Source organism: Pedomonas sp. V897 (assembly GCF_051304405.1).
Classification (GTDB): domain Bacteria; phylum Pseudomonadota; class Alphaproteobacteria; order Sphingomonadales; family Sphingomonadaceae; genus Pedomonas.
This window is the reverse complement of the sequence record NZ_JBPPGG010000001.1, coordinates 776,019-797,454: the sequence shown is the minus strand read 5'-3', so window position 1 is coordinate 797,454 and position 21,436 is coordinate 776,019. Positions and strand designations below refer to the sequence as shown.

Here is a 21,436-nt window from a genome sequence, read left to right as displayed (position 1 = left end):
TCCAACAAGAGGACAAGCTCTTATATAAGAGCGATGTTAATCACTGGCCACAACCCAGCAGCGTGAGGCAAACCATGGAGAACCCTCAGGTCCGGCAGCCGGGGCAATCCCTTGCAGATATTGCCCGCCTTCTGGCGGACAAGCGCCTGCCGCCCGTGGAACGCTGGAATCCGGCCTTCTGTGGCGACATCGACATGGTGATCAAGCGCGACGGCACCTGGATGTACCAGGGCTCGCCCATCGGCCGCCATGCCATGGTGAAGCTGTTCTCCACCGTCCTGCGCCGCGACGAGGATGGCCGGCACTATCTGGTCACGCCGGTGGAGAAGCTGGGCATCACCGTTGAGGATGCTCCCTTCGTTGTGGTCGAACTCATCAGCGAGGGCGCGGGCGCGCAGCGTCGCCTCGGCTTCCGCCTCAACACCGATGATTACGTCATTGCGGGCGAGAACAACCGCCTGCGGGTCGAGGTGGACGGAAAAACCGGCGAGCCGCGCCCCTATCTGCACGTGCGGCGCGGCCTTGAGGCGCGCATCAACCGCCCCGTTTTCTACGAGCTGGTGCAGCTCGCCCTGGAGGAATGCGGCGAGACGGGCACGCTCGGCCTGTGGAGCGACGGCGTGTTCTTCCCGCTCGGGGAGCTGGAAGGGGAGGCCGCGTGACCCCGCCTTCTTCCAGCCAGCCAGCATCCTGCCTGGACGTCCACGCCCTGACCATCGACATGGTGCGCCAGCGTCTGGCCGGCTACCGGGCCGGGGGGCGCGACTCCGGGTTCCGCAGCGATGACGATCTCAACCCCGGTATGCCCTTCCCGATGCCGGAGGCGGCGCTCAAGCCCGCGGCGGTGCTCATTCCCATCATCGACCGGCCGGAGGGGCCGAGCGTGCTGCTCACCCAGCGGGTGGCGACACTGCGCGCCCACGCCGGGCAGATCGCCTTCCCGGGCGGTCAGCTGGACGGGCCGCACGAGACGCCGCAAGCCGCCGCCCTGCGCGAGGCGCAGGAGGAGGTGGGGCTGGAGCCGCACCAGGTGGAGGTCATCGCCACGCTCGACTGCTACCGCACCCGCACCGGCTACATCATCACGCCGGTGGTGGGCATCGTGCAGCCGGGCTTCACGCTGTCCCTGCACGCGCGGGAAGTGGCGGAGGCCTTCGAGGTGCCGCTGTCGTTTCTCGTCGACCCTGCCCGCCGGGTGCGCGACTCGCGGGTTTATCTGGGGGCGCCCCGATTCTTCTATGCGATCCCCTATGGGGAGCGTTACATCTGGGGCGCGACCGCCGGTATGATCGTCAATCTGGCCGACGCCCTGTCGGGATGCGGACAGGGGGACGCCGGCAGGACCGGGGCCGAACAGACGGAGCAGGGAGTGACTTTGTGATCTGGGTTATCCGCCTTTGCCTGTTTTTCCTGCCCTTCCTGCTGTTCTGGGCGTGGCTGCGCTGGAGTGGCCGGCTGGTCGGCCCGCGCAGGATCGGCCTGTTCGCCCTCGTCGCCGGCCTGCTGGTGGCGACGCTGCTCGGCCTTGGCCTTGCCGCAAGCCTCACCCAGTCCGGCGCGCCGGGGGACCGGTACATTCCCGCCTATGAGCAGGACGGCAGGATCATCGAGGGCCGTTTCGAGAAACCCGGGAACGAGTAAGACCCATGACCCGACTGCCGCATCAGCCCTGGCAGGACAGCCGGGGACTCAGGCGCGTGCTCCAGGCGATGGAGGCGGAGGCCGGGGCCACCCGCCTCGTCGGCGGCGCGGTGCGCGACAGCCTGCTCGGCCTGCCGGTGCAGGATGTGGACCTGGCCACCCGCTTTCCGCCGCAGGAGGTGATCCGCCGCCTGGAAGCGGCAGGCATCAGGGCCATTCCCACCGGCATCGACCACGGCACCGTCACGGCGGTGTCGGACCACCAGTCGTTCGAGATCACCACCCTGCGCCGGGACGTCTCGACCGACGGTCGCCGCGCCACGGTCGCCTTCACCGAGGACTGGAAGGAAGACGCCGCCCGGCGGGACTTCACCATCAACGCCCTCTACGCCAACCCGCTGACGGGCGAGATCTTCGACTATTTCGGCGGGCTGGAGGATCTGGAGGCGCGGCGTGTCCGCTTCATCGGCCGGCCGCTGGAGCGCATCGCCGAGGATCACCTGCGGATCCTGCGCTTCTTCCGCTTCCACGCCCGCTTCGGGCGCGGCGCGCCGGACCCGGAGAGCTTCGAGGCGTGCGTCGCCCGCGCCAATGACCTCATGGCCCTGTCGCGCGAGCGCATCCGGGAGGAAATCCTGCGCCTGCTCGGCACTGCCGATCCAGCGCCGACGGTGGCGCTGATGGTCCGCCACGGCGTGTTCGCCCCCGTGCTGCCCGAGCTGACGGCGGAGGGGCTGGCGGGGCTCGCCAGCCTGGTGGCGGTGGAGCGCTCGCTGGGCGATGTCTGCGCCCTGCGCCGCCTCGCCCGATTGCTGCCCGCCGACGCGGAGGTGCTGGACGACATCGGCCGCCGCCTGCGCCTCTCCAACGCGGAGCGCAAGCGGCTGGTGGCCATGGCCGAGCGCCGGTTCCATATCCCGACGACCCGGCAGCAGGCGGAAGCCGCCATCTACCGGCTGGGCGCCGAGACCTTCATCGACCGCATGGTGCTGCAACTGGCGGTGCAGGTGGGCGCGATCGGCGCGGCGGCGACGCCCGCCGCGGAAACCGAGGCCGCCGCGCAAGGGGCGGACAGCCTGCTGCATGTGGTGGCGAACTGGGCGGCCGTTGCCCGCAGCTATGTTCCGCCGCGCCTGCCCCTCTCCGGCAATGACCTGATGGCGCTGGGGGTGCCCAGGGGGCCGGACATCGCCCGCACCCTCGGGATCGTGCGTGAACGCTGGATCGATGCGGGCTTCCCCGAGGACCGGGAGGTCGTGCTCGGCCTTGCCCGCGCCGTCCTTGCGGACCAGCCGCCGCAGGGCGAGGCGCCGGGCTTCGGCGCGGCCTCATAGCTCCGGCAAGGGTTCCTCGACCGCCTGCTTGAGCGTGCGGATGGCGGAGGAGAGCCGCTTGGCGGTCTCCGGGCTGGTCAGCGCGGGATCGATCCGCTTGAGGCTGGAAGGCGCGTTTGCCGGGCCTACGGCGGCCGGGTCCGGCACCCCGGCCAGCGGCGAGGTGATGGCCTGGCTGAGGTCGCGCATCCGCTCGGCCAGCGCAATGAACCGTTCCACCGTTTCGCGGCTGGCGCGGGCGGCCTCGGCCATCTGGTCCGCCGCCTGACCAACCGCCTTCGTATCGCCCACGTGCGCGCTGAGCAGGTCGAGCGCCTGCCGGGTCGCGTCCCGGGTCTGGTTCACCTGTTCGGTAATGCTCTCCACCGCCGTTCGGGTGAGGTCCCGCAGTTCGGCCGACAGGGCGCGGAATTCGCCCAGCACCGTCTCCAGCTGCTCGGACTGCTGCTGGCGGAGGGTTTGCAGGGTCGTGGCGTAGGCGTCCGAGATCTGCGCGGCCTGCTTCTCCTGCGCGGCCGCCAGCTGTGCCTCGGTCTGGGTCAGCGCGCTGAGGAGGGCGGCGGCGCTGCCTTCCATCGCCGCCAGGGTGTGGGCGAGGCCGGCCGTGCGGGTGCCGCTCGCCGCCTCCAGCTGTTCGAGGAAGCGGGTGCAGGCATCCTCCAGCGCCGCCTGGGTGGTGTTGGCCTGGGCGGCGGCCAGCTTTTCCGCCGTGGCGGTGAGCGCGTCGGCCACGGGCGCGAGCGCCTCGGCCAGCCGGTGTTCCAGCCGGTGGGCGGCGTCGCCGAGCATCCGGGCGCGGGTGGTGGCCATCAGCCGGTCCAGCCGGGCGGTGACCGCCCCGCCGGTGAGCCAGTAGAGCAGGGCGGAGAAGAACGCACCCGCCGCCGTGATGACAAGGCAGCCCAGCGCCAGCGTACCGTTGGTGGGGGCGGGCAGCTCCAGCGCCTCATAGAGCGCGCTCTCGATGCCGCCCGAGAGGCTGGCCGCGTTGCTCGGCCCGTTGAGAAGGGCGATCCCGGCGATGAGGCCGCCCAGTCCCAGCGCCGCCAGCGGCAGCAGGCGGAAGAACCAGGCATCGGCGTACTGGTTGAGCAGGGCGTGGCCGCGCTCCCGCTCGGGCAGGGCAGGCGCCAGCGCGCTGTCGCTGGCGGGCAGGGGCACAAGGTTGCCGCCCAGCCGCTCGTTGAGCGCGTCGAATTCCGTATTGCCGGGCTCGAGGCCGTCCTCGATCACCATGCCGATGCGGGTGTCGAGCACGATCAGCGGGATGGACCAGCCGATCAGCATCCACATCAGGGCGCCCAGCGCGACGCCGAGGCTTGCCATCACCAGCGGTTCGGTGAGCGGTGCGCCGAGGAAGGCGGGGGTCAGTCCCGCCTCCGAGGACAGGGCGGCGAGCCGGTCGCCCACGCCAAGAGCCAGCGCGACGATGAGCGCCGCGGCCAGGAAGCCGATCCAGAATGCAACCCTGTTCACCATGGTTCAGCCCCTCACCCTCGCTGTGCTGCTCACAAATCCCGATGTTCCGATGTCACCAACGCACTGCCATACCAACACATGGCCATATCAACGCGCCACCATACCAACGCAATGCTGCATCAACGCACTGCTGTACAAACGCAATGCTGTACAAACGCAATGCTGCACAACCGCATTGCCGCACTACCGCACCGGCGCAATGGCCGGTGCGCGATCCGGTCCCCCGCCGCTCAGGCGGCCAGCGAACGGCGCGTGCGTGCCGCCAGCCGTTCGTAGACCGGCACGTAGTTGTCCACCGTGCGGGCCCAGCTTTTCTCCTGCGCCACGTAACGCCGCGCCACCTCCCTGCGCTCCGCCCACATCTCCGGGTGGGCGAGCAGGTCGAGCACGCTGGCGGCCAGCGCCTTCGGGTCGTCCGCCCGGAACAGGGTGCCGGTCCTGCCGTCCTCGATCAGCTCGCGGTGGCCGCCCACGTCCGACGCGGCGACCAGCTTGCCCTCGGCCATGGCCTCCAGCGGCTTGAGCGGTGTGACCAGTTCGGTCAGACGCATACGCTTGCGCGGGTAAACCAGCACATCGACGAGGCTGTAATAGCGGTCCACCTCCCCATGCGGCACCCGGCCGGTGAAATGCACATGCCCCTCCAGCCCCAGCGCCCTGGTCTGGGCGCGCAGGCTGGCGTCCATCGGCCCGCCGCCCACCAGCAGAAGGTGGAGCCTGGGCCGGGCCGCGATCATTTCTGGCATGGCGGCCAGCAGCACATCCAGCCCTTCATAGTCATAGAACGAGCCGATAAACCCAAGAATATCCGCATCCTCGAGGCCAAGCTCGGCGGCCAGCCGGTCGTCGCGCGGGCGGCCGAAGGCGAACTGCTCCGCGTCCACCGCATTGGGCACGTGGAACAGCTTGTCCGGCGCGATGCCCCGGGCGCGCAGGTCATCCAGCAGGCCGTGGCAGATGGCCCCCACCGCATCGGCCTGGCGGGCGGCGCGGGTCTCGAGCCAGCGCGTCGCCCGGTAGCGCAGGCTGCCCTCCCGCGTGGTGCCGTGGGAGGCGGCGGCGTCCTCCCAGAAGGCGCGAATTTCGTAAACCCAGGGCAGGCCGAAACGCGCGGCCACCCGCTGCACCGGAATGGCGTTCAGCACGGGCGAATGGGCGTGGAGAATGTCCGGCCGGGTCTGCTCCACCAGCGCCGCCAGACGCCGGGTGGTGGCGTTCACCTCCGCCACTTCCCGCAGCACCGGCAGCCGGGAGGCCGCGCCCACCGGCGGCGTGCGATGGAACAGCAGGCCGTCCGCCTCCTCCGGGTCGGGACCGGGGCGCACATGCCGGGGCGTGGTGAGGTGCACGGTCTGCCACCCCCGGCGATTCTGCTCCCGCAGGATGGAGCGGCTGCGAAACGTGTAGCCGCTGTGCAGCGGAAGGGAGTGATCAAAGACGTGCAGAATACGCATGATGGGCAGCGGCGACCTCTGGCTTGGGCATCTCGCCCGTTGTAGCTCATGGTTCATCGCACAGAAAGATAGCGCATGGTTCCTTATGCGTTCAGGGCCTTACAAGATTTTATTCCAAAGTTGCCCTGAGCTTTTTGAGGGATATGTCTGGCTGCGGACTTGATCGACCCGAGCAGGGATTGATAAGGATCCGTAGTGCCGGAGAAAATTTTACGAGTGCGGTATCAGGTGGAAAACGACGCCATCCTAGACACCACCGAAGCGGGGCCGGCGCCGCCGTTCGAGACTGCACGCCGTCGCATCCTGCTGGTCACCGGCTTCTTTCCGCCGCTTGCGCCCACCGCCTCCACCCGCGCGCCAACGCTGGCGCGTTACTGGATGGACCGGGGTTACGATGTGCGCGTGCTGGCGGCCCACAATCCGGGCAAGCCGCAGGTCCTCAGCCATGACCTGCCGGACAGCGCGGTGCAGTTCGTCCCCTATCCCGAGGTGAAGGCGCTGCGCGATGTGCTGGCCTATCATCTGGCCGGGCGCATCCCGCCCGTTGGCGACATGGACGGGCAGAACGCCCGGGCTGCCGACGCCTCCGGCAAGGCGAAGCCGGGGCGGCGCTATTCCCGCCTGCCGTTCCGTCAGCGTCTGGCGGACCTCTACTGGGACCTGATGTTCATTCCGGACAAGCACCTTTTCTGGGTGGAGACCGGCACCCGCGCCGGGCTGGAATGGACGAAGACGTGGAAACCGGACCTCATCTATTCCAGCGGCCCGCCCCACTCCGGGCATCTCATCGCCGCGCGCCTTGCCGAGGCGCGGGGCGCGCCGTGGGTGGCGGAGCTGCGGGACGAATGGGCCGGCAACCCCTACGGCCTCGAGAGCTGGCTGCGCGCCTTCATCGAGAAGCGGCTGGAACAGCGGGTTCTGGGGCAGGCGCAGGCGCTGGTGGCGCTCACCGCCACCACCCGGCAGACGCTGAGCGACGCCTACGGCAAGCCGACCATCCTGTCGATGAACGGCTACGACCCGGCGGACTTCGAGGGGCTGGAGTCGGTGCCGCCGCTCGATCCGCACAAGCTCACCATCATGCACGCCGGGTCCATCTACATCGGCAAGCGCGACCCCTCCGCCCTGTTCGCGGCGACCGCACGGCTGGGCGCGCTCAAGGACCGGGTGAACCTCATGTTCTACGGCGAACAGGCGGATTCGCTGCAAAGCCTCGCCCGCCAGCACGGGGTGGAGGCGCAGGTGACCATCTCGCCGCCGATCCCGCGCAACCGGGTGCTGGAGCTGGAACGTCAGTCCGATGTGCTGCTGCTGTGCCGCTGGGCCAACCCGGCGGACGATGGCGTCATTCCGGGCAAGCTGTTCGAGTACATCGGGGCGGAGCGGCCGATCCTCGCCATCGGTTCGGAAACCGGCGAGGCGGCGGACATCGTGCGGCAGGGGGGCTTCGGCGTCGTCTCCAACGATCCCGACGTGCTGGCGGCCCAGTTGCGGGAGTGGATCGCCCGCAAGGAGATCGAGCCGCGCCTGCCCGATGTGAAAAGCCCGCACAAGGCGCGCTATACCCGCAGCGGCCAGTTCGATCTGCTGGAGCAGTTCGTCTCCGAGAACATCTTTTAGGGGGGATCGCCGCCCTTGGCGCGGCCTGTTCGGGGGTTAAACCTGCATGACCATCCTTGCTGGCGTGTTCCGTCACGATCGACAGCCGGTCGACGAGGGCTGGCGGCGCTCGCTCGTCGGCGCGCTGTCGCGCGACCCGAGGGACGTGCCGCAAGTCATCGACCGGCCGGGCCTGCTCATGGCCAAGGTGGACGTGGGCGTCCTTGGCGCGCCTGCCTTCATCGATGACGGCAACGCCGCCATCGGCGCGGGCGAGCCGCTGCTCGGCGGGTCGTCTGCCGCCTCCACCCGCCAGCAGGATCTGAAGACCCTGCTGCGCGCCCATGTGGCGGGCGAGGGCGTGGAGGCGTTCCTCCAGGCGCGGGGCACCTACGCCGCCGCCTTCTATGATCTGGCCGGCCACCGGCTGTGCCTCGCCAACGACCGGCTCGGGGTGCGGACGCTCTATTACGCGCGGCTGGGCGACTGCGTGGTGTTCGCCACCGCCCGGCGCATCCTCGACGCCCTGCCGTTCGTGCCGAAGCGGGTGGACAACGCGGCGCTCCACGAGTGGGTGACGGCCGAATACTGCTTCGAGAACCGCACGCCCTACGAGGGCGTCTTCATGCTGCGCGGCGGCGAGCGGCTGCTGGCCGACGCGGACGGCGCCCGCCTGACGGTGGACTGGGACTGGGCCTCCGTTCCCGACGACCGGCCGGTGACGCCGGAGGCGGTGGAGGAGCTTTACCAGCTGTTCGTTGAAGCCGTCGATCTGCGCCTGAAGGGCGATACGGCGGCGCGGGCGCTGCTCTCGGGCGGCCTCGACTCCCGCATGATCGTCACCGAACTGCGGCGCCGGGGCCTGGAGGTGCGCACCCTCACCCTGACCTGGCCGCGCTCGCTCGACGCGGTGCTGGCGGAGCAGTACGCGGCGGCGATCGGCACCCGCCACTTCATGGCGGACGTGCCGCGCCCGCTGGAATACGACATCAGCCACTACACCGAAAAATTCCTGCGCGCGGAGGCGGACTACCGCGAGGTGCCCGGCGCGCGGCCCGGCCTCGTGTGGGCGGGGGACGGGGGCAGCGTCTGCCTCGGCTTCGTCAACACCACCCCGCCGCTGGTGGAGGCGCTGCGGGCCGGGCGCTACGACGAGGCCGCGCGCATCCATGTGGAGCGCAAGTTCCTGCGCCTGCGCGCCAAACTGCTCAGGCGGGAGGAGCGGGAGCGCTTCGCCGGCTATTTCGAGACCCGCATCGCGGACATCCTGCGCAGTTACGGCGGGCGCGACCCCGGCCGGGCGCTGCAATGGTTCATGATGACGACGCAGGAGCGCTATCAGGTCTCCGGCCTCTACGAGAACATCGACCTGCGCCGCATCGAATATGTGATGCCGCTGTTCGACGCCTGGCTCGCCGCCGCCTTCCAGCGCTTTCCGCTGGACGAATGCGTGGGGCACAAGCTCTACGACAGGTGGATGGACCGCTTCCCCGCCGTGGTGCGCTCCGTGCCGTGGCAGGCCTATGCCGGCCATATCGCCTCGCCCCTGCCGCTGCCGGACGCCGACATCCAGTGGAAGCCGCTCAGCGCCGAATACCATGCCCAGCAGCGGCGCACGGCGCTCGCCCGCTATCATGCGGTGCGGAAGGCGGGAACGGAGCGCCCGCCGTTCGTGCGGCCCGAGATGGAACTGGCGGCCTACTGGTTCACCCGGCTGGGGCACAGCAAGCTGGCCTATCTGCTCGATGCCGCCGCCGCCTACCGCGCCTGGTGGTCCGGCCGGAGCGATCTCTAGGGGCACGCGACCCCGTCATCGGCGCAGAATGACGGCGCACATGAAAAGACCCCGCAGGATAGGGATTGCGGGGTCTTGATGGAAAAGGGCTTTCTCATGAAGCCTGGAAGCGCTGCCATGATAAACCACGGCTCTCTCCGCGCAATGGCCTCAATGGTCGAATATCCGTTGCTTCTGTGGCAACGAACGCGGATTAAACCCATTTAATTACAATGACATAAGACCATGACAGACTTGCGAAGCCTCGCTTCGCCTGCTCCCATGAGCCTGCCCGGCTGACTGGTTGATAGGGCGGCAGCGCGTCTGCCGACAACCGTCAGGATCCGCGTGCTTCCGTGGAAATCCGCGGGCTGGAAAGGAGGGCTTTTCGCATGATGACTCTGGAAATGCTGGCGGTTGTCATCGCGCTGCTTGCGTTGCTCATTGCCGCTGTCCGTTTCGGGCAGTCGCTTGAGCGTCGCGGCAGGGACTGATCCGTCGGCGGGGGACGGGCCGGACGCCGCCCGGACCCCCTTGATTGCTCCCTGGTTGCTCCCTCCGGTTCCTGTCCCCCTGTTCTGCCTGGCGCCCTACTCGGCCGCGTGGCGCAGGGCGGTGCGGCGGCGCAGGTCCTCGACGCAGCGCTGGGCGGTCTTGCCGTCCCACAGGTCCGGGCGGCGGCCGGAAGGCCATTGGCCGCCGAGCACGGTTTCCACCGCTTCCACCAGCCGCTCGGGCTTCACCAGACGGTTGGTGCCTTCCAGAATGGTGATGGGCCGCTCGGTGTTCTCGCGCAGCGTCAGGCAGGGGATGTCGAGGTAGGTGGTCTCCTCCTGAATGCCGCCGGAGTCGGTGATGCAGAGCCGGGCGTTGCTGACGAGGCTCATGAACGGGCGGTAGCTCACCGGTTCCACCAGCGTGAGCCCCGCCGCTTCCAGCCGCGCCCACAGGCCGAAGTCGTGCAGCTTCTTGCGGGTGCGCGGATGCACCGGGAAGATGAGCGGCAGGCGGGCGGCCGCCTTCTCCAGCTGGGCGACCAGCGGCTCGAGCATCTCCTTCTGGTCCACGTTGGAGGGGCGGTGAAGGGTGACGATGCCGTAGGTGCCGGGCTCCAGACCAAACCGGGCCGGGGCGTTCTCCGCCTCGATGCGCTCGCGCAGCAGCTCGTAGCTGTCCAGCATGATGTTGCCGACGCGGGTGATGCGCTCGGCCGGGATGCCCTCGTTCGCCAGATTCTCGTCGCCGTCGGGCGAGGGGGTCCAGAGCACGTCGGCGAGCACGTCGGTGGCCAGGCGGTTGATCTCCTCCGGCATGCGGCGGTCGCGGCTCCTGAGGCCCGCTTCCAGATGCACCACCGGAATCCACAGCTTGGCGCCCACCATGGCGCAGGCGACGGTGGAGTTGACGTCGCCCACCACCACGAGCCAGTCGGGCCGGTCCGCCATCGCCACCTTTTCGTAGGCAATCATGACGTTGCCCACCTGCTCGGCATGGGTGCCGCCGCCCACGTTCAGGTGGTAGTCCGGCTCGGGCAGGCCGAGGTCGACGAAGAAGGCGTCGGACATGTTGAAGTCGTAATGCTGCCCAGTGTGGACGATCCTGGGCGTGAAGTCGCCGCTGGCCTTCAGCGCGTGATAAAGCGGGGCCACCTTCATGAAGTTGGGCCGGGCGGCGGCGATCAGATGAACGGTTGCAGGCATGAACACCTCTTGGAAGCAAATCCGTAACGGGCAGAAAAACACGGGACGCCGCACCGGCGCGGCCTGAGCCGGATCACGCCGCCGGCTCCCGGTGGTTGGCGGCCAGCCGTCCGGCGGTCGGCTGGGGCCGGTGGATGCCGTATGGCGCGGGCGGAGGCGCGGTGGCGGCCTCCCGCTGTTGCAGGATATCCTTCACGATCATGCCGAGCGCCATGGAGATGCCGACGATCTGGAACGACAGGTCGAAGCTGGCGACCTCCAGGAACGCGCCGCCAATGGCGTAGGCCACGATACTGGCCTGCATCATGCTGGCCAGATCCGCCGCCCAGTCGAGGCCGTTCCTGTGTGCGATCCGGCGTGTCTCCCAGAAGCTGAAGAAGGCGGCGGCATAGAGGAACAGGAACAGGAACAGTCCCACATAGCCGTGTTCGCCCAGCACCTCGAAATAGATGGAGTGGGAGGCGCGCAGCTTGATGCCGGGCGGCAGGTAGGCCGCGGAGACGGCCCGGTTCTTGTAGGCGCGAAAGCCGATGCCGAGGGGGTGGTTGTCGGCGAGCACGATGCCGTAGCGCCACATCTGGAGGCGGCCCATGGCCGAGCCGTCCTCGTTGTAGGACTCCACCGTCTGCATGCGCTCCCGCCACGAGGTAGGCATGAAGGTGACGGTGAACGTGGCGATGATGCCCGCCGCGACCAGCAGGCCGAACCGGTGGCGGGACGTGAGAATGAGCCACAGGCCGACCAGCACAAGGGCGATGAGCCCGCCGCGGGACTGGGAGCCGATCACCGAGACGGCGGCCCCCAGGATGAGGCCCGCCGAGCCGAGGCGCAGCAGCCTGTGCGGCGCATGCAGGTTGAGGAAGCGGAACAGCGGGATGCACATCACCAGCGCCAGCGCCAGGTCGTTGCGGTCCTGAATGAAGGTGCCAATTGGCCCCATGACGTTGAACTGGCCGCCGGTGGCCAGCGTGAACGCGCCGCCCTTGACCGCGTAGAAACCGAACGAGCCGCCGATCGCCATCATCAGCGCGATCATGCGGTGGCGGGTGGTGATGAGAATGGGCACGAACAGGCCCAGCAGCATGGCCTTCATCACGGTGGAGAATTTCTCCACCGCCAGGACCGTGTCTTGGGCGAAGAGGGTGGTGATGCTCACCCAGAGGGCATAGAGGACGAACGGCACCATCACCGGATGCAGCGGCGCGCGCTTCTGGTCCCGCGAGAACAGGGCGGAGAGGATGGTGGACCCCGCCACCACGTCGAGGAAGGGAAAGCGGGTGGCAAAGCCGTAGACCAGCCGGTGCGGGTACATGTACGACAGCCACGACCAGGCGAGCACCCCGATGAAGGCCCGCTTGAAGATCAGCGGCACAACCGCCATCACCACCAAGGCTACGAACAGACTACCCAAAGGCCCTCTCCCCCTGGAGCCGCAGCGGCGTGCGCCGGGTCGCGGTTCGTCTCCCGGCAGCGAACAGGCCGTCCGGCCTGACCGCGCGCCGATTGGAGCCGCCGGCTGCCGCCGGGCGCTCCTCGCGCTTGAACCTGTTCGCGCGCCCCCTCTTTTGCAGGTATGCTATCATTGTTTTGGCTGCAACAGCGGAGTTTCGATCCTAGATTGGCTGCCGGACATCCGCAGGGCGCTTGCGGCGCGCGGACAGGGGAGGAACCGGAAACGTGTTGACCACTATTGCCATCGCGCTGACCTGCATCGGCTTGTATGTCCTGTTTGTCTGGGCGATTCGGGAAGACAAGCCGGACACGCCCGAAAACGAGAAATAAGACATAGAAGTCGAAGGCCCGGCGTCGAGCACTGCCGTAGCGCGGCGGGACATTCCCGTTCGTTCCCGGCCCCGGCCGGTCAGGCCGGTTCGGACTCGCGCTTGGCCATGGCCCGGATGGCGGCGCGGCATTCCGCCAGCAGCGCGGCCCGGGCCGTTGTCGGGCTGAAGGTGTGATCCGCCCCGCCGATATGCTGCACCGTCACGTTCGGCCGTTCGAGCACCGCCTTCCAGGCGGGCAGGCGGAGCCCTGCCTCGAAGGCGGCCGCCGTGCGGTCGTGGTCCGAGAGGATGATGTGAATCGGCCCCGTGAACGCGCCGAGCGCCTTGGCGAGGCGGTGGCCGAGCGGCAGGATCGCCGGGCGCGGGCGGGCCCGCAGCCGGTCGAGCGCCACCCGGCTGAGCGAGCGGCCCAGCGACCGGATGGCCGGGCCCAGCGCGATCTCGCCGCGCAGGAGCCGCCCGAGCTGGCGCGGGTCGCGCATGCGGCGGCGGTAGTGGTGCATGACGAGGCTGTTGGCCTGATCCGCCTCGTCGATCGTCCAGGGGTTGGTGAGGATGAGGCCTGCAAGTCGCGGCTCGTAGGGCGCCAGCAGCCCCAGCGCCGTCGCGCCGTCGCACAGGCCGTAGCCGATGACGCCCTCGACGCCGGTTTCGGTGCAGAGCGCGGTGATGGCGGCGCTGATGTCCGGCCCCGACATCTCGAAGCCGGGGTCGGTGCCGCCGCTGTCGCCGATGCCGCGCCGGTCGAAGCGCAGGGTGGGCAGTCCTTCGGCGGCAAAGAACTGCGCCAGATCCACATGGCTGCGGTGGGGGCCGGCGCGCACCTGAACCCCGCCGGCCGCGATGACGACGCCAAGGCGCGCGGCGGATTCGGCAGGATGCAGCGCGCCAACCAGCGGTGCGTCCTCGCAGGGGAACACCAGAGGCTTGCAGGCAGGCGGCGTGGTGGAGAACGGGAGGGTCATGGCGCCAGCTCCCTAGTCCAGCACCAAGGCTGCCAGCGCCTCGGCCAGCACCGTCGGCTCGCCGGGCTCGGACGTGGTCCACGGCGCCTCCGCCGCGATGGCATGGCGGCTGGCGGACGGTTCCCCGTCCGTGCCGGGGGCGCACACATCCAGCCGCCGCACCGGCAGGGGAAGCCCCTCCAGCAGCGGCGCGAGTTTCAGCGCGCTGATGCGGTTCACGAGCGCCGGGCTCATGTCATACCCTGCCACATCCACAGCCTGCCCATTGTCGAGCCGGGTCTGAAGGTAGCTCAGGGTGATGCGGGGGCCAATCTCCAGCGACGCGGCGGAGCGGATGCGCAGCCAGTGGCGCATGTGCAGCCGGCCGTCCTCCACCGGGTCCAGCAGGGCCAGACTCTCGGCCGCAAGTCCCTGCGCCAGCGCGTCGGCGGCGAGGAGGCCGCCAAGCCGGATGCCGACAAGGCGCACGCTGAGCCCTTGCGCGGCGAGATGCCCGGCGCAGAGGTGCAGGGAGTCGATCCAGCTCTCCCACGTGGCGTCGCTGAAGGGCAGCGGGCTGTCGCCGGTGCCCGGCAGGTCGGGCAACAGGGAGGGCACGCCGTGCCCGGCCAGAATCATGCCGGTGAGCGCCATGAGGCGGCGGGTGCGGTTCATCTCCTCCGCGAAGGGCGGGACGAACAGCGCCGCCCAGGGCTGGCGGGAGACGTTGGGCGCGGGGGGCGCGGGAGCGCGCCAAATGGCCGGGATCGCGCCGGCCGGGCCGGGAAGAAGCAGTGCCTCTGGCCAGCCGGGACGGCTCAAGCCGCCACCTTCGCGCTGAGGAATTCGGTCAGGTTGCCGAAGGTCTCGAAGATGTCCGCGCTCACGTCCTCATCGTCGATGAGAATGTCGAAGCGCTCCTCGAGGGCCGTCAGCAGCGTGGCGATGGCCATGGAGTCCAGCTCGGGCAAGGCTCCCAGCAGCGGCGTGTCGCGTTCCAGCTCGTCCGCCCGTGCGCCCAGATTGAGCACGCTGCCGAGCAGTTCGCGCAGGCGTGCCTCGACGGCGGCGTCGGACTTTGCGATAACCTGAGCCATGGGGATACTTGCCCTCGAATTCTTTCTCGCCACGAAACCGCGCGGTTATACTCGCACGATGGTGCAATGCACAACAGCAATAGCGCAACACAGAGCCCGTCTCTGGGGCGCCTGAGCGGAGATTGAGACCCAGTGACATCCCCGGTCCCGCCGTCTCGCGTCCAGAAACGGCCCGCCGATGCCCGCCTCAGCGGTCAGCCGGACCGCTGGGCGACATTCTCCTGGCGCACCACCCGGGTGCTGGGCCTGGTGCCCGGCATGGGCTTTCACCGTTACATCTTCACCGCCATTCCCCGGCATGCCATGCCCGCCATGCCGCGCGGCTACACGGTGGAAACGTTGAGCGCCGCCCAATGTGCCGCCCGCAATGCGACGATCGACATGGGCGCGCCCCCCGAGGCGGTGGCCTACCGGCTGGAGATGGGCTGCGAGGCGCTGGTCGCCTTCAACCGCAAGGGGGACGCGGTCGGCGTGTTCTGGTTGACCGAGAGGCCCTTCCGGGAGGACGAGATCGACCTCTGGTACGACACCCAGGGGCTGGGCGCCTGGGATCTGGGGCTGTACGTGCCGCCCGAGCACCGGGCCACCCGCGCCTTCGCCGCCCTGTGGGCCGGGGCCGGGGCGTGGCTGGACGCGCGGGGATTGGGCTGGTCGTTCAGCAGGATAACCGATTATAACGCAGCGTCGCTTTCCGCCCACGCCCGCTTGCAGGGCTGGAAGCTGGGAACGGCCTGGGCCATCAGCATGGGGCAATGGCAATTGACCGGATCAACGCTTCTCGAACGTCTGCACTGGCACCGGATCGGCGGCAACGCCCCGGTCATTCGGCTGAGTCCGCCGCTGAGGGCGATATGACCGGCCGGGAAGATACGGGCGGACTGCCCGCCACCGTCGACGGCCTCCTCACCGAGTCCGCGCGCCGCCACCCGGAGCGGCCCGCGCTGACCGGCCGCAGGTGCGCCCTCTCCCATGCCGGGTTCGACGCGCTGGTGAGCGCGGTCGCACGGGGCCTTGCCGCGCAGGGGCTGGAGGCGGGCGCCCGCGTCGCCGTCTACCTTGGCAAGGATGTGGAGGCGGTTGCCGCCATGCTCGGGGCCGCGCGCGCCGGGGGCGTGTTCGTGCCGGTCAACCCGGTGCTGAAGGGCCGGCAGGTGCGCTACATTCTGGCGGACTGCGCGGTGGACATGCTGGTCACCTCGCCCGAGCGCTGGCGCGCGCTGACGGAGGGCGACGCGGTGCCGGAGACGGTGCGCCGCGTGGTGCTGACCGGCGCCGGGCCGGGGGAGGCCGCGTCCTCCGCCGGCGAGGACGGGCGGCTGATCGGCTGGGAGGCCATGCTCGCCGCCGGGGCCGGGACCGGGGCGGGGGCCGGGGCCGGGCTCGGGGATGCCGCAGCGACAGCCGCGCCGCGCACGGCCGAGGATATGGCGGCGATTCTCTATACGTCGGGCTCCACCGGCAACCCGAAGGGCGTGGTGCTGCCCCACCGCAGTCTGGTGACGGGCGCGGCAAGCGTGGCGGACTATCTGGGCCTGACGCCGGACGACCGGCTGCTGGCGGTGCTGCCGCTGAGCTTCGACTACGGTCTCAACCAGATCACCTCGGCGCTGCGGGCGGGGGCCAGCGTGGTGCTGCTGGACTACCTGTTCCCGCAGGATGTGGCCAAGGCGGTGGCGAAGCACCGCATCACCGGCCTTGCGGGCGTGCCGCCGCTGTGGATGCAGCTGGCGGGCGTGCCTTGGCCGGAGGACGCGCGGGAGTCGCTGCGCTTCTTCACCAACTCGGGCGGGCGCATGCCCCGGCCGTTGCTGGAGAAGCTGCGGGCGTTGCTGCCGAACGCCACACCCTATCTGATGTATGGGCTGACAGAGGCGTTCCGCTCCACCTACCTCGACCCGGCGGAGGTGGACCGGCGCCCTGACTCCATCGGCAAGGCCGTGCCCTATGCGGAAGTGCTGGCGGTGCGGCCGGACGGGCAGGAAACCGCGCCCGGCGAGCCGGGCGAGCTGGTGCACGTTGGCCCGTTCGTGGCCCTCGGCTACTGGGGAGACCCGGAGCGCACGGCCCAGCGTTTCAAGCCTGCACCGGCCTGCTCCCGCACGGCGAGGCCAGGCGAGCTGGCGGTGTGGTCCGGCGACATGGTGGTGCGGGATGCGGAGGGCTTTCTCACCTTCGTGGGCCGCAATGACGAGATGATAAAAACGTCCGGCTACCGGGTGAGCCCGACGGAGGTGGAGGAGGCGCTCTATGCCTCCGGCCTCGTGGCCGAGGCGGTGGCGGTCGGCGTGCCGGACGAGACGCTGGGCCAGGCCATCGTGGTCATCGCCGCGCCGGCGGGGGAGGCGTCCGAGCCCACCGATGCGGTGCTGGCGTACTGCCGGCGCGAACTGCCGGGCTACATGGTGCCGTCCCGGATCGTCTGGCGGGAGTCGCTGCCGCGCAACGCCAATGGCAAGCTGGACCGGGCGGGGCTCGCCGCCGGTCTGGCGGAGGGTACGAGGTCGCGTGTGAAGGAGATCGAGGCATGACTGCTCCGGTGCAACACGAAGGCGCGCTTCCTCATCAGGGGGCGGTGCCCGCCCATGGCGAGCAGCGCTACTGGCCGGAAGGGTTTGGCGTCACGCCCGGCGGGGTGCTGACCGTCGGCGGCCGCCCGGTCACCCACTGGATTCGCGAGGCAGGGGGCACGCCGCTGTTTCTCTATGACAGCGCGCTGATCGCCCGGCGCATCGAGCAGCTGCGCGCCGCCCTGCCGGACCGGGTTCACCTGCACTATGCCATCAAGGCCAACCCCATGCCGGACGTGGTGAACTTCGTCGCGCCGCTGGTGGACGGGCTCGACATCGCCTCCGCCGGGGAGCTGGAGATCGCCCTCGCCTCGGGCATGGAGCCGCGCCACATCAGCTTTGCCGGTCCCGCCAAGCGCGATTCGGAACTGCTGGCTGCCGTGCTGGCCGGGGTGGTGGTCAATCTGGAATCGGAGGGCGAGATGCGCCGCCTCGCCCGGCTGGCGCAGGAGGCGGGCCGTCCCGCCTTCGTCGCCGTGCGGGTGAACCCGGACTTCGAGCTGAAGGGCTCGGGCATGCGCATGGGCGGCGGGGCCAAGCCGTTCGGCGTCGATGCGGAGCGGGTGCCCGCCATGCTGGAGGAGCTGGGGGCGCTGGGCCTCCACTTCGAGGGCTTCCACATCTTCACCGGGTCGCAGAATCTCTCGGCCGCCGCGCTCATCGAGGCGCAGGACAAGGCGCTCGCCCTGGCGGCGGCGCTGGCCCGGCACGCGCCCCGGCCGCCGCGCTTCGTCAACATCGGCGGCGGCTTCGGCATCCCGTACGCCCCGGCGGACAAGCCGCTCGACCTGGAGGCGGTGGGCGTCGCTCTTTCTGCACGTCTCGACCGACTGGAAATGGAAATCGTGGACAGCGAGATCATCCTAGAGCTCGGCCGCTACATCGTTGGGGAAGCGGGGGTCTATCTGACGCAGGTGATCGACCGGAAGGTGTCCCATGGCGAGGTGTTCCTGCTGACGGACGGCGGGCTGCATCACCAGCTGGCCGCCAGCGGCAACTTCGGCCAGGTCATCCGCCGGAACTACCCGGTGGCGGTGGCGACGCGCTTCGCTTCACCCGGCGAGGAGACGGCCACGGTCGTCGGCTGCCTGTGCACGCCGCTGGACCGTCTGGCGGAGAAGATTACGGTTCCGAAATTGGAACCCGGTGAGGTCATTGGCGTTTTTCTGGCGGGTGCCTATGGCTTGACAGCAAGCCCGGTGCGCTTCCTCGGGCACCCGGAGCCTGCGGAGCGGTTGGTTTGAGAATTGCCCGTAACCGTGCAGGTCCTTCTTTGGAGCAAAGCCAGGGGCGCTATGCTTTTATTAAGTCATGCCATGCTATCCAACTAGGTGATTCCCGTTGCGCCTGGCGCGCCGAACCCATAGTTTGCAGCACTGGAGTTTCAGGTCGAACAACAGCGCAGGCTCTGCATCGGCATAGTGGCAGGCCATCGGGACGGTTGCTGTTTGCAAGGGGGTAACAGCCGTGATGTCATCCTATCTCAAGTTTGCTGGTGTCGTGTCGTGTCTCGCGTTGGCCCTGGCGGGCTGCTCTTCAGGACCTTCGGCCCAGCTGCCGTCCGCCCAGTTCGTGTCGCCGGCCGAGGGGCCGGGGCCGGATTACATCATCGGCCCGATGGACTCCCTCAGCATCTTCGTGTGGCGCAACCCCGAGTTGTCGACGGGCGTGACCGTCCGGCCGGACGGGCGCATCACCGTGCCGCTCATCAATGACCTTCCGGCCACCGGCAAGACGCCGACCCAGCTGGCCAAGGACATCGAGGAGCAGCTGAAGAACTATATCCAGAATCCGCTGGTCTCCGTCATCGTCACCGGCTTCCAGGGTCCGTTCGCCCAGCAGGTGCGCGTGGTGGGCGAGGCGGCCAACCCGCAGGCCATTCCCTACCGCGCGAACATGACCCTGCTCGATGTGATGATCGCCGTGGGCGGTCTGACCGACTATGCATCGGGCAACCGGGCGCGGCTGATCCGCTTCGACAAGGAGACGGGCCAGCAGCGGGAATACCGGGTGAAGATCGAAAGCCTCATCAAGGACGGCGATACCGCGGCAAACGTGCGGATCGAGCCGGGCGACGTGATCATCATCCCGGAAAGCTTCTTCTGATCCGCCGGGTATGATCCAGCGGGGTCGGGGCGGGCGGCCGGAAGGATCCGGTCGCCATCCCGGACCCGGGGCATAGCCGACCGGTTCGCCGCCCGCGCGGGGACAGGCCGGAGAATGGCAGGGAGACAGGGGGCAGTCTCGCCTGCCTGTTGCGTACACAAGGCGTTTACAGTCACGGCGTAAGCTGGCGCCTGGCGATACCCGCTCAGGCGGCGCCGCCAGACGGAACCGGCCCGGACGGAACCGGCACAGGCCGGCAACAGGTTTCGGCAACAGGTTTCGGCGACAGGGTTTGGCGGTTGGTTTCGGGGGTTGGCGCGGGACGCCGGCAGAAAGCTGAGGAGTAGGCGATGACATCGATCTACGACCAGATCATGACGATGCTTTACATGGTCTGGCGCAAACGGTGGTATGGACTGGCGGCCATGTGGATCGTATGCCTCATCGGCTGGGGCATCGTCGCCGCCATTCCCAACCAGTATCAGGCCACCGCCCGCGTGTTCGTGGACACCAACACCGTGTTGCCCCGCCTGGTGGGCACGGTGAACGCCAATATCTACCGGCAGGTGGATATCGTGCGGCGCACGCTCATCAGCCGCCCCAACCTGGAGAAGGTGATCCGCCGCTCCGACCTGGACCTGACGGTGCAGGACGAGGCGGACATGGAGCGCCTGATCTCCACCATGATGAAGAACATCAAGGTGAACCAGCAGGGCGGCGACCTGTTCACCCTCTCCTACACCTCCGGCGACCCGGACCTGACCGACGCCCAGAACGCGGCGGTCGCCAAGCGGGTGGTGACCAACCTCATCAACATCTTCGTTGAGGGGAACATGGAGGGCAGCCGCGAAAGCTACAACGAGACGCGGCAGTTCCTCGACCGCCAGATCCAGGAATACGAAAAGCAGCTGGAAGAAGCCGAGATGCGCCGGGCCGAGTTCGAGCGCCAGTATCTGGGCCTGCTGCCGGGCGACGTGAACTACAGCCAGCGCCTGCTCTCGGCCCAGCGCGGCCTGCGCGAGATCGACTTCAAGATCCAGCAGGCGCAGAGCGCCCGCAACGCGCTCGCGGCCCAGCTGGCCAGCGTGCCCAAGACCATCCCCGGCCCGATGCTGTCCTCTCCGGCGGGCGCGCCCCGGTTCGACCCCTCCACCACCCTCGGCCGCATCGAGGTGCTGGAGCGGCAGATCACCGATTCCCTTGCCCGCGGCTACACGGAGCAGCACCCGGACATCGTCTCGGCGCGCCAGACCATCGAGCGGCTGAAGAAGCAGCATCAGGAAGAGCTGAAGGCGGGCGGCGGCTCCGGTCAGGCCGAAGACGAGCACGGCACGGCCAACCCGGTCTACGTGGACCTGCGCAGCCGCCTGTTCGACATGGACAGCCAGATCGCCAGCCTGCGGGCCCAGCGCAGCCAGCAGCAGATGGAGCTGAACGAGCTGGAAAGCCGCGCCTCCACCATGCCGGGCGTGGAAGCGGAGCGGGCCAAGCTGAACCGCGACTACAACGTGCTCAAGGCCAAGTACGAGGAGCTGCTGCGCTCCCGCGAGGAAACCCGCGTCGCCTCCGATCTGGAGAGCAAGACGGACAAGGTGCAGTTCCGCATCGTCGATCCGCCGCAGGTGCCCTCCAAGCCGGTTGCGCCCAACCGCCCGCTGCTGCTGGCGGCGGTGATGGCCGTGGGTCTGGGCGTGGGCGTGGGCCTGGCCTTCGTGCTGAGCCAGATTCACACGGTGTACGTGACGGTGGCCAACCTGAAGAGCAGCTTCGCCAACATGCCGGTCCTCGGCTCGATCAGCGCCATCACCAACGAGCAGCAGCGCGCCCAGGCGCGGCTTCGGCTCGGTGTCTTTGCCTTCTGCTGCCTCGGCCTTGCCGGCGTCTTCGTGGCGCTGCTGGTGCTCGAGCTCAGCCGGCAGGTGCCGACCATCTAGCCTGCCCTCCTGCGACGTGGATT

At 69.0% G+C, this 21,436-nt stretch carries 18 protein-coding genes; 11 read left to right on the top strand and 7 right to left on the bottom strand.

Features of this window, described 5'->3' with window-relative positions:
* Nucleotides 1-74: 74 nt before the first annotated feature.
* The 4 genes from ACSJJU_RS03890 to ACSJJU_RS03875 are packed head-to-tail and all read left to right on the top strand — an operon-like array spanning nucleotide 75 to nucleotide 2,975.
* Nucleotides 75-662 carry a DUF1285 domain-containing protein gene (locus tag ACSJJU_RS03890; RefSeq protein WP_435913874.1) on the top strand — a complete coding sequence of 196 codons (588 nt, stop codon included), beginning with the start codon at nucleotides 75-77 and terminating at the stop codon, nucleotides 660-662.
* Nucleotides 659-1,381 carry a CoA pyrophosphatase gene (locus tag ACSJJU_RS03885; protein WP_435913873.1) on the top strand — a complete coding sequence of 241 codons (723 nt, stop codon included), beginning with the start codon at nucleotides 659-661 and terminating at the stop codon, nucleotides 1,379-1,381. The genes ACSJJU_RS03890 and ACSJJU_RS03885 overlap by 4 nt, the downstream gene beginning before the upstream one ends.
* Nucleotides 1,378-1,641, top strand: coding sequence for a hypothetical protein (locus ACSJJU_RS03880; RefSeq protein ID WP_435913871.1), 264 nt, complete (start codon nucleotides 1,378-1,380; stop codon nucleotides 1,639-1,641). The genes ACSJJU_RS03885 and ACSJJU_RS03880 overlap by 4 nt, the downstream gene beginning before the upstream one ends.
* A 5-nt stretch (nucleotides 1,642-1,646) precedes the next feature.
* Nucleotides 1,647-2,975, top strand: coding sequence for a CCA tRNA nucleotidyltransferase (locus ACSJJU_RS03875; protein WP_435913870.1), 1,329 nt, complete (start codon nucleotides 1,647-1,649; stop codon nucleotides 2,973-2,975).
* Here ACSJJU_RS03875 and ACSJJU_RS03870 read toward each other — a convergent pair.
* Together ACSJJU_RS03870 and ACSJJU_RS03865 are read right to left on the bottom strand one after the other, a co-directional pair.
* Nucleotides 2,970-4,454 carry a hypothetical protein gene (locus ACSJJU_RS03870; RefSeq protein ID WP_435913869.1) on the bottom strand — a complete coding sequence of 495 codons (1,485 nt, stop codon included), beginning with the start codon at nucleotides 4,452-4,454 and terminating at the stop codon, nucleotides 2,970-2,972. The two genes, ACSJJU_RS03875 and ACSJJU_RS03870, sit on opposite strands and share 6 nt — an antisense overlap.
* Nucleotides 4,455-4,684: 230 nt before the next feature.
* On the bottom strand, nucleotides 4,685-5,908 hold the full coding sequence (locus tag ACSJJU_RS03865) for a TIGR04063 family PEP-CTERM/XrtA system glycosyltransferase (RefSeq protein ID WP_435913868.1): 1,224 nt from the start codon (nucleotides 5,906-5,908) through the stop codon (nucleotides 4,685-4,687).
* A 195-nt stretch (nucleotides 5,909-6,103) separates the two neighbouring features.
* Between ACSJJU_RS03865 and ACSJJU_RS03860 the strand changes: the two genes are divergently transcribed.
* Nucleotides 6,104-7,528: a glycosyltransferase family 4 protein gene (locus tag ACSJJU_RS03860; RefSeq protein WP_435913866.1), complete on the top strand. Its 1,425-nt coding sequence runs from the start codon at nucleotides 6,104-6,106 to the stop codon at nucleotides 7,526-7,528.
* A 46-nt stretch (nucleotides 7,529-7,574) separates the two neighbouring features.
* Nucleotides 7,575-9,302 (top strand): asparagine synthase-related protein, encoded by a 1,728-nt coding sequence (locus tag ACSJJU_RS03855; RefSeq protein WP_435913865.1) that lies wholly within the window; start codon nucleotides 7,575-7,577, stop codon nucleotides 9,300-9,302.
* 569 nt (nucleotides 9,303-9,871) lie between these two features.
* Here ACSJJU_RS03855 and wecB read toward each other — a convergent pair.
* The 5 genes from wecB to ACSJJU_RS03830 all read right to left on the bottom strand — a co-directional run bounded on the left by wecB (nucleotide 9,872) and on the right by ACSJJU_RS03830 (nucleotide 14,806).
* The gene (gene wecB / locus ACSJJU_RS03850) at nucleotides 9,872-10,981 is read right to left on the bottom strand and encodes a non-hydrolyzing UDP-N-acetylglucosamine 2-epimerase (protein WP_435913864.1); all 1,110 of its coding nucleotides are present in this window, start codon (nucleotides 10,979-10,981) and stop codon (nucleotides 9,872-9,874) included.
* A gap of 73 nt (nucleotides 10,982-11,054) precedes the next feature.
* Complete coding sequence (locus ACSJJU_RS03845; protein WP_435913863.1) at nucleotides 11,055-12,392, bottom strand: putative O-glycosylation ligase, exosortase A system-associated; 1,338 nt, start codon at nucleotides 12,390-12,392, stop codon at nucleotides 11,055-11,057.
* Between the two features lie 450 nt (nucleotides 12,393-12,842).
* Nucleotides 12,843-13,730, bottom strand: a complete 888-nt coding sequence (locus ACSJJU_RS03840) for a hydrolase 1, exosortase A system-associated (protein ID WP_435913862.1) — start codon at nucleotides 13,728-13,730, stop codon at nucleotides 12,843-12,845.
* A gap of 12 nt (nucleotides 13,731-13,742) precedes the next feature.
* Complete coding sequence (locus tag ACSJJU_RS03835) at nucleotides 13,743-14,531, bottom strand: hypothetical protein (RefSeq protein WP_435913861.1); 789 nt, start codon at nucleotides 14,529-14,531, stop codon at nucleotides 13,743-13,745.
* Nucleotides 14,528-14,806 (bottom strand): acyl carrier protein, encoded by a 279-nt coding sequence (locus tag ACSJJU_RS03830; RefSeq protein ID WP_435913860.1) that lies wholly within the window; start codon nucleotides 14,804-14,806, stop codon nucleotides 14,528-14,530. Before ACSJJU_RS03830 ends, ACSJJU_RS03835 begins: the two co-directional genes overlap by 4 nt.
* 132 nt (nucleotides 14,807-14,938) lie before the next feature.
* Here ACSJJU_RS03830 and ACSJJU_RS03825 point away from each other — a divergent pair, with 132 nt between their 5' ends.
* The 5 genes from ACSJJU_RS03825 (at nucleotide 14,939) to ACSJJU_RS03805 (ending at nucleotide 21,413) form a co-directional block, all read left to right on the top strand.
* Nucleotides 14,939-15,661: a hypothetical protein gene (locus ACSJJU_RS03825; protein WP_435913859.1), complete on the top strand. Its 723-nt coding sequence runs from the start codon at nucleotides 14,939-14,941 to the stop codon at nucleotides 15,659-15,661.
* The gene (locus ACSJJU_RS03820) at nucleotides 15,658-17,334 is read left to right on the top strand and encodes an acyl-CoA ligase (AMP-forming), exosortase A system-associated (RefSeq protein WP_435913858.1); all 1,677 of its coding nucleotides are present in this window, start codon (nucleotides 15,658-15,660) and stop codon (nucleotides 17,332-17,334) included. Before ACSJJU_RS03825 ends, ACSJJU_RS03820 begins: the two co-directional genes overlap by 4 nt.
* Nucleotides 17,331-18,617: a pyridoxal-dependent decarboxylase, exosortase A system-associated gene (locus ACSJJU_RS03815; RefSeq protein ID WP_435913857.1), complete on the top strand. Its 1,287-nt coding sequence runs from the start codon at nucleotides 17,331-17,333 to the stop codon at nucleotides 18,615-18,617. The genes ACSJJU_RS03820 and ACSJJU_RS03815 overlap by 4 nt, the downstream gene beginning before the upstream one ends.
* A gap of 226 nt (nucleotides 18,618-18,843) precedes the next feature.
* Complete coding sequence (locus ACSJJU_RS03810) at nucleotides 18,844-19,479, top strand: XrtA/PEP-CTERM system exopolysaccharide export protein (protein ID WP_435914376.1); 636 nt, start codon at nucleotides 18,844-18,846, stop codon at nucleotides 19,477-19,479.
* A gap of 350 nt (nucleotides 19,480-19,829) precedes the next feature.
* Nucleotides 19,830-21,413, top strand: coding sequence for an XrtA system polysaccharide chain length determinant (locus ACSJJU_RS03805; protein ID WP_435913856.1), 1,584 nt, complete (start codon nucleotides 19,830-19,832; stop codon nucleotides 21,411-21,413).
* Nucleotides 21,414-21,436: the final 23 nt, after the last annotated feature.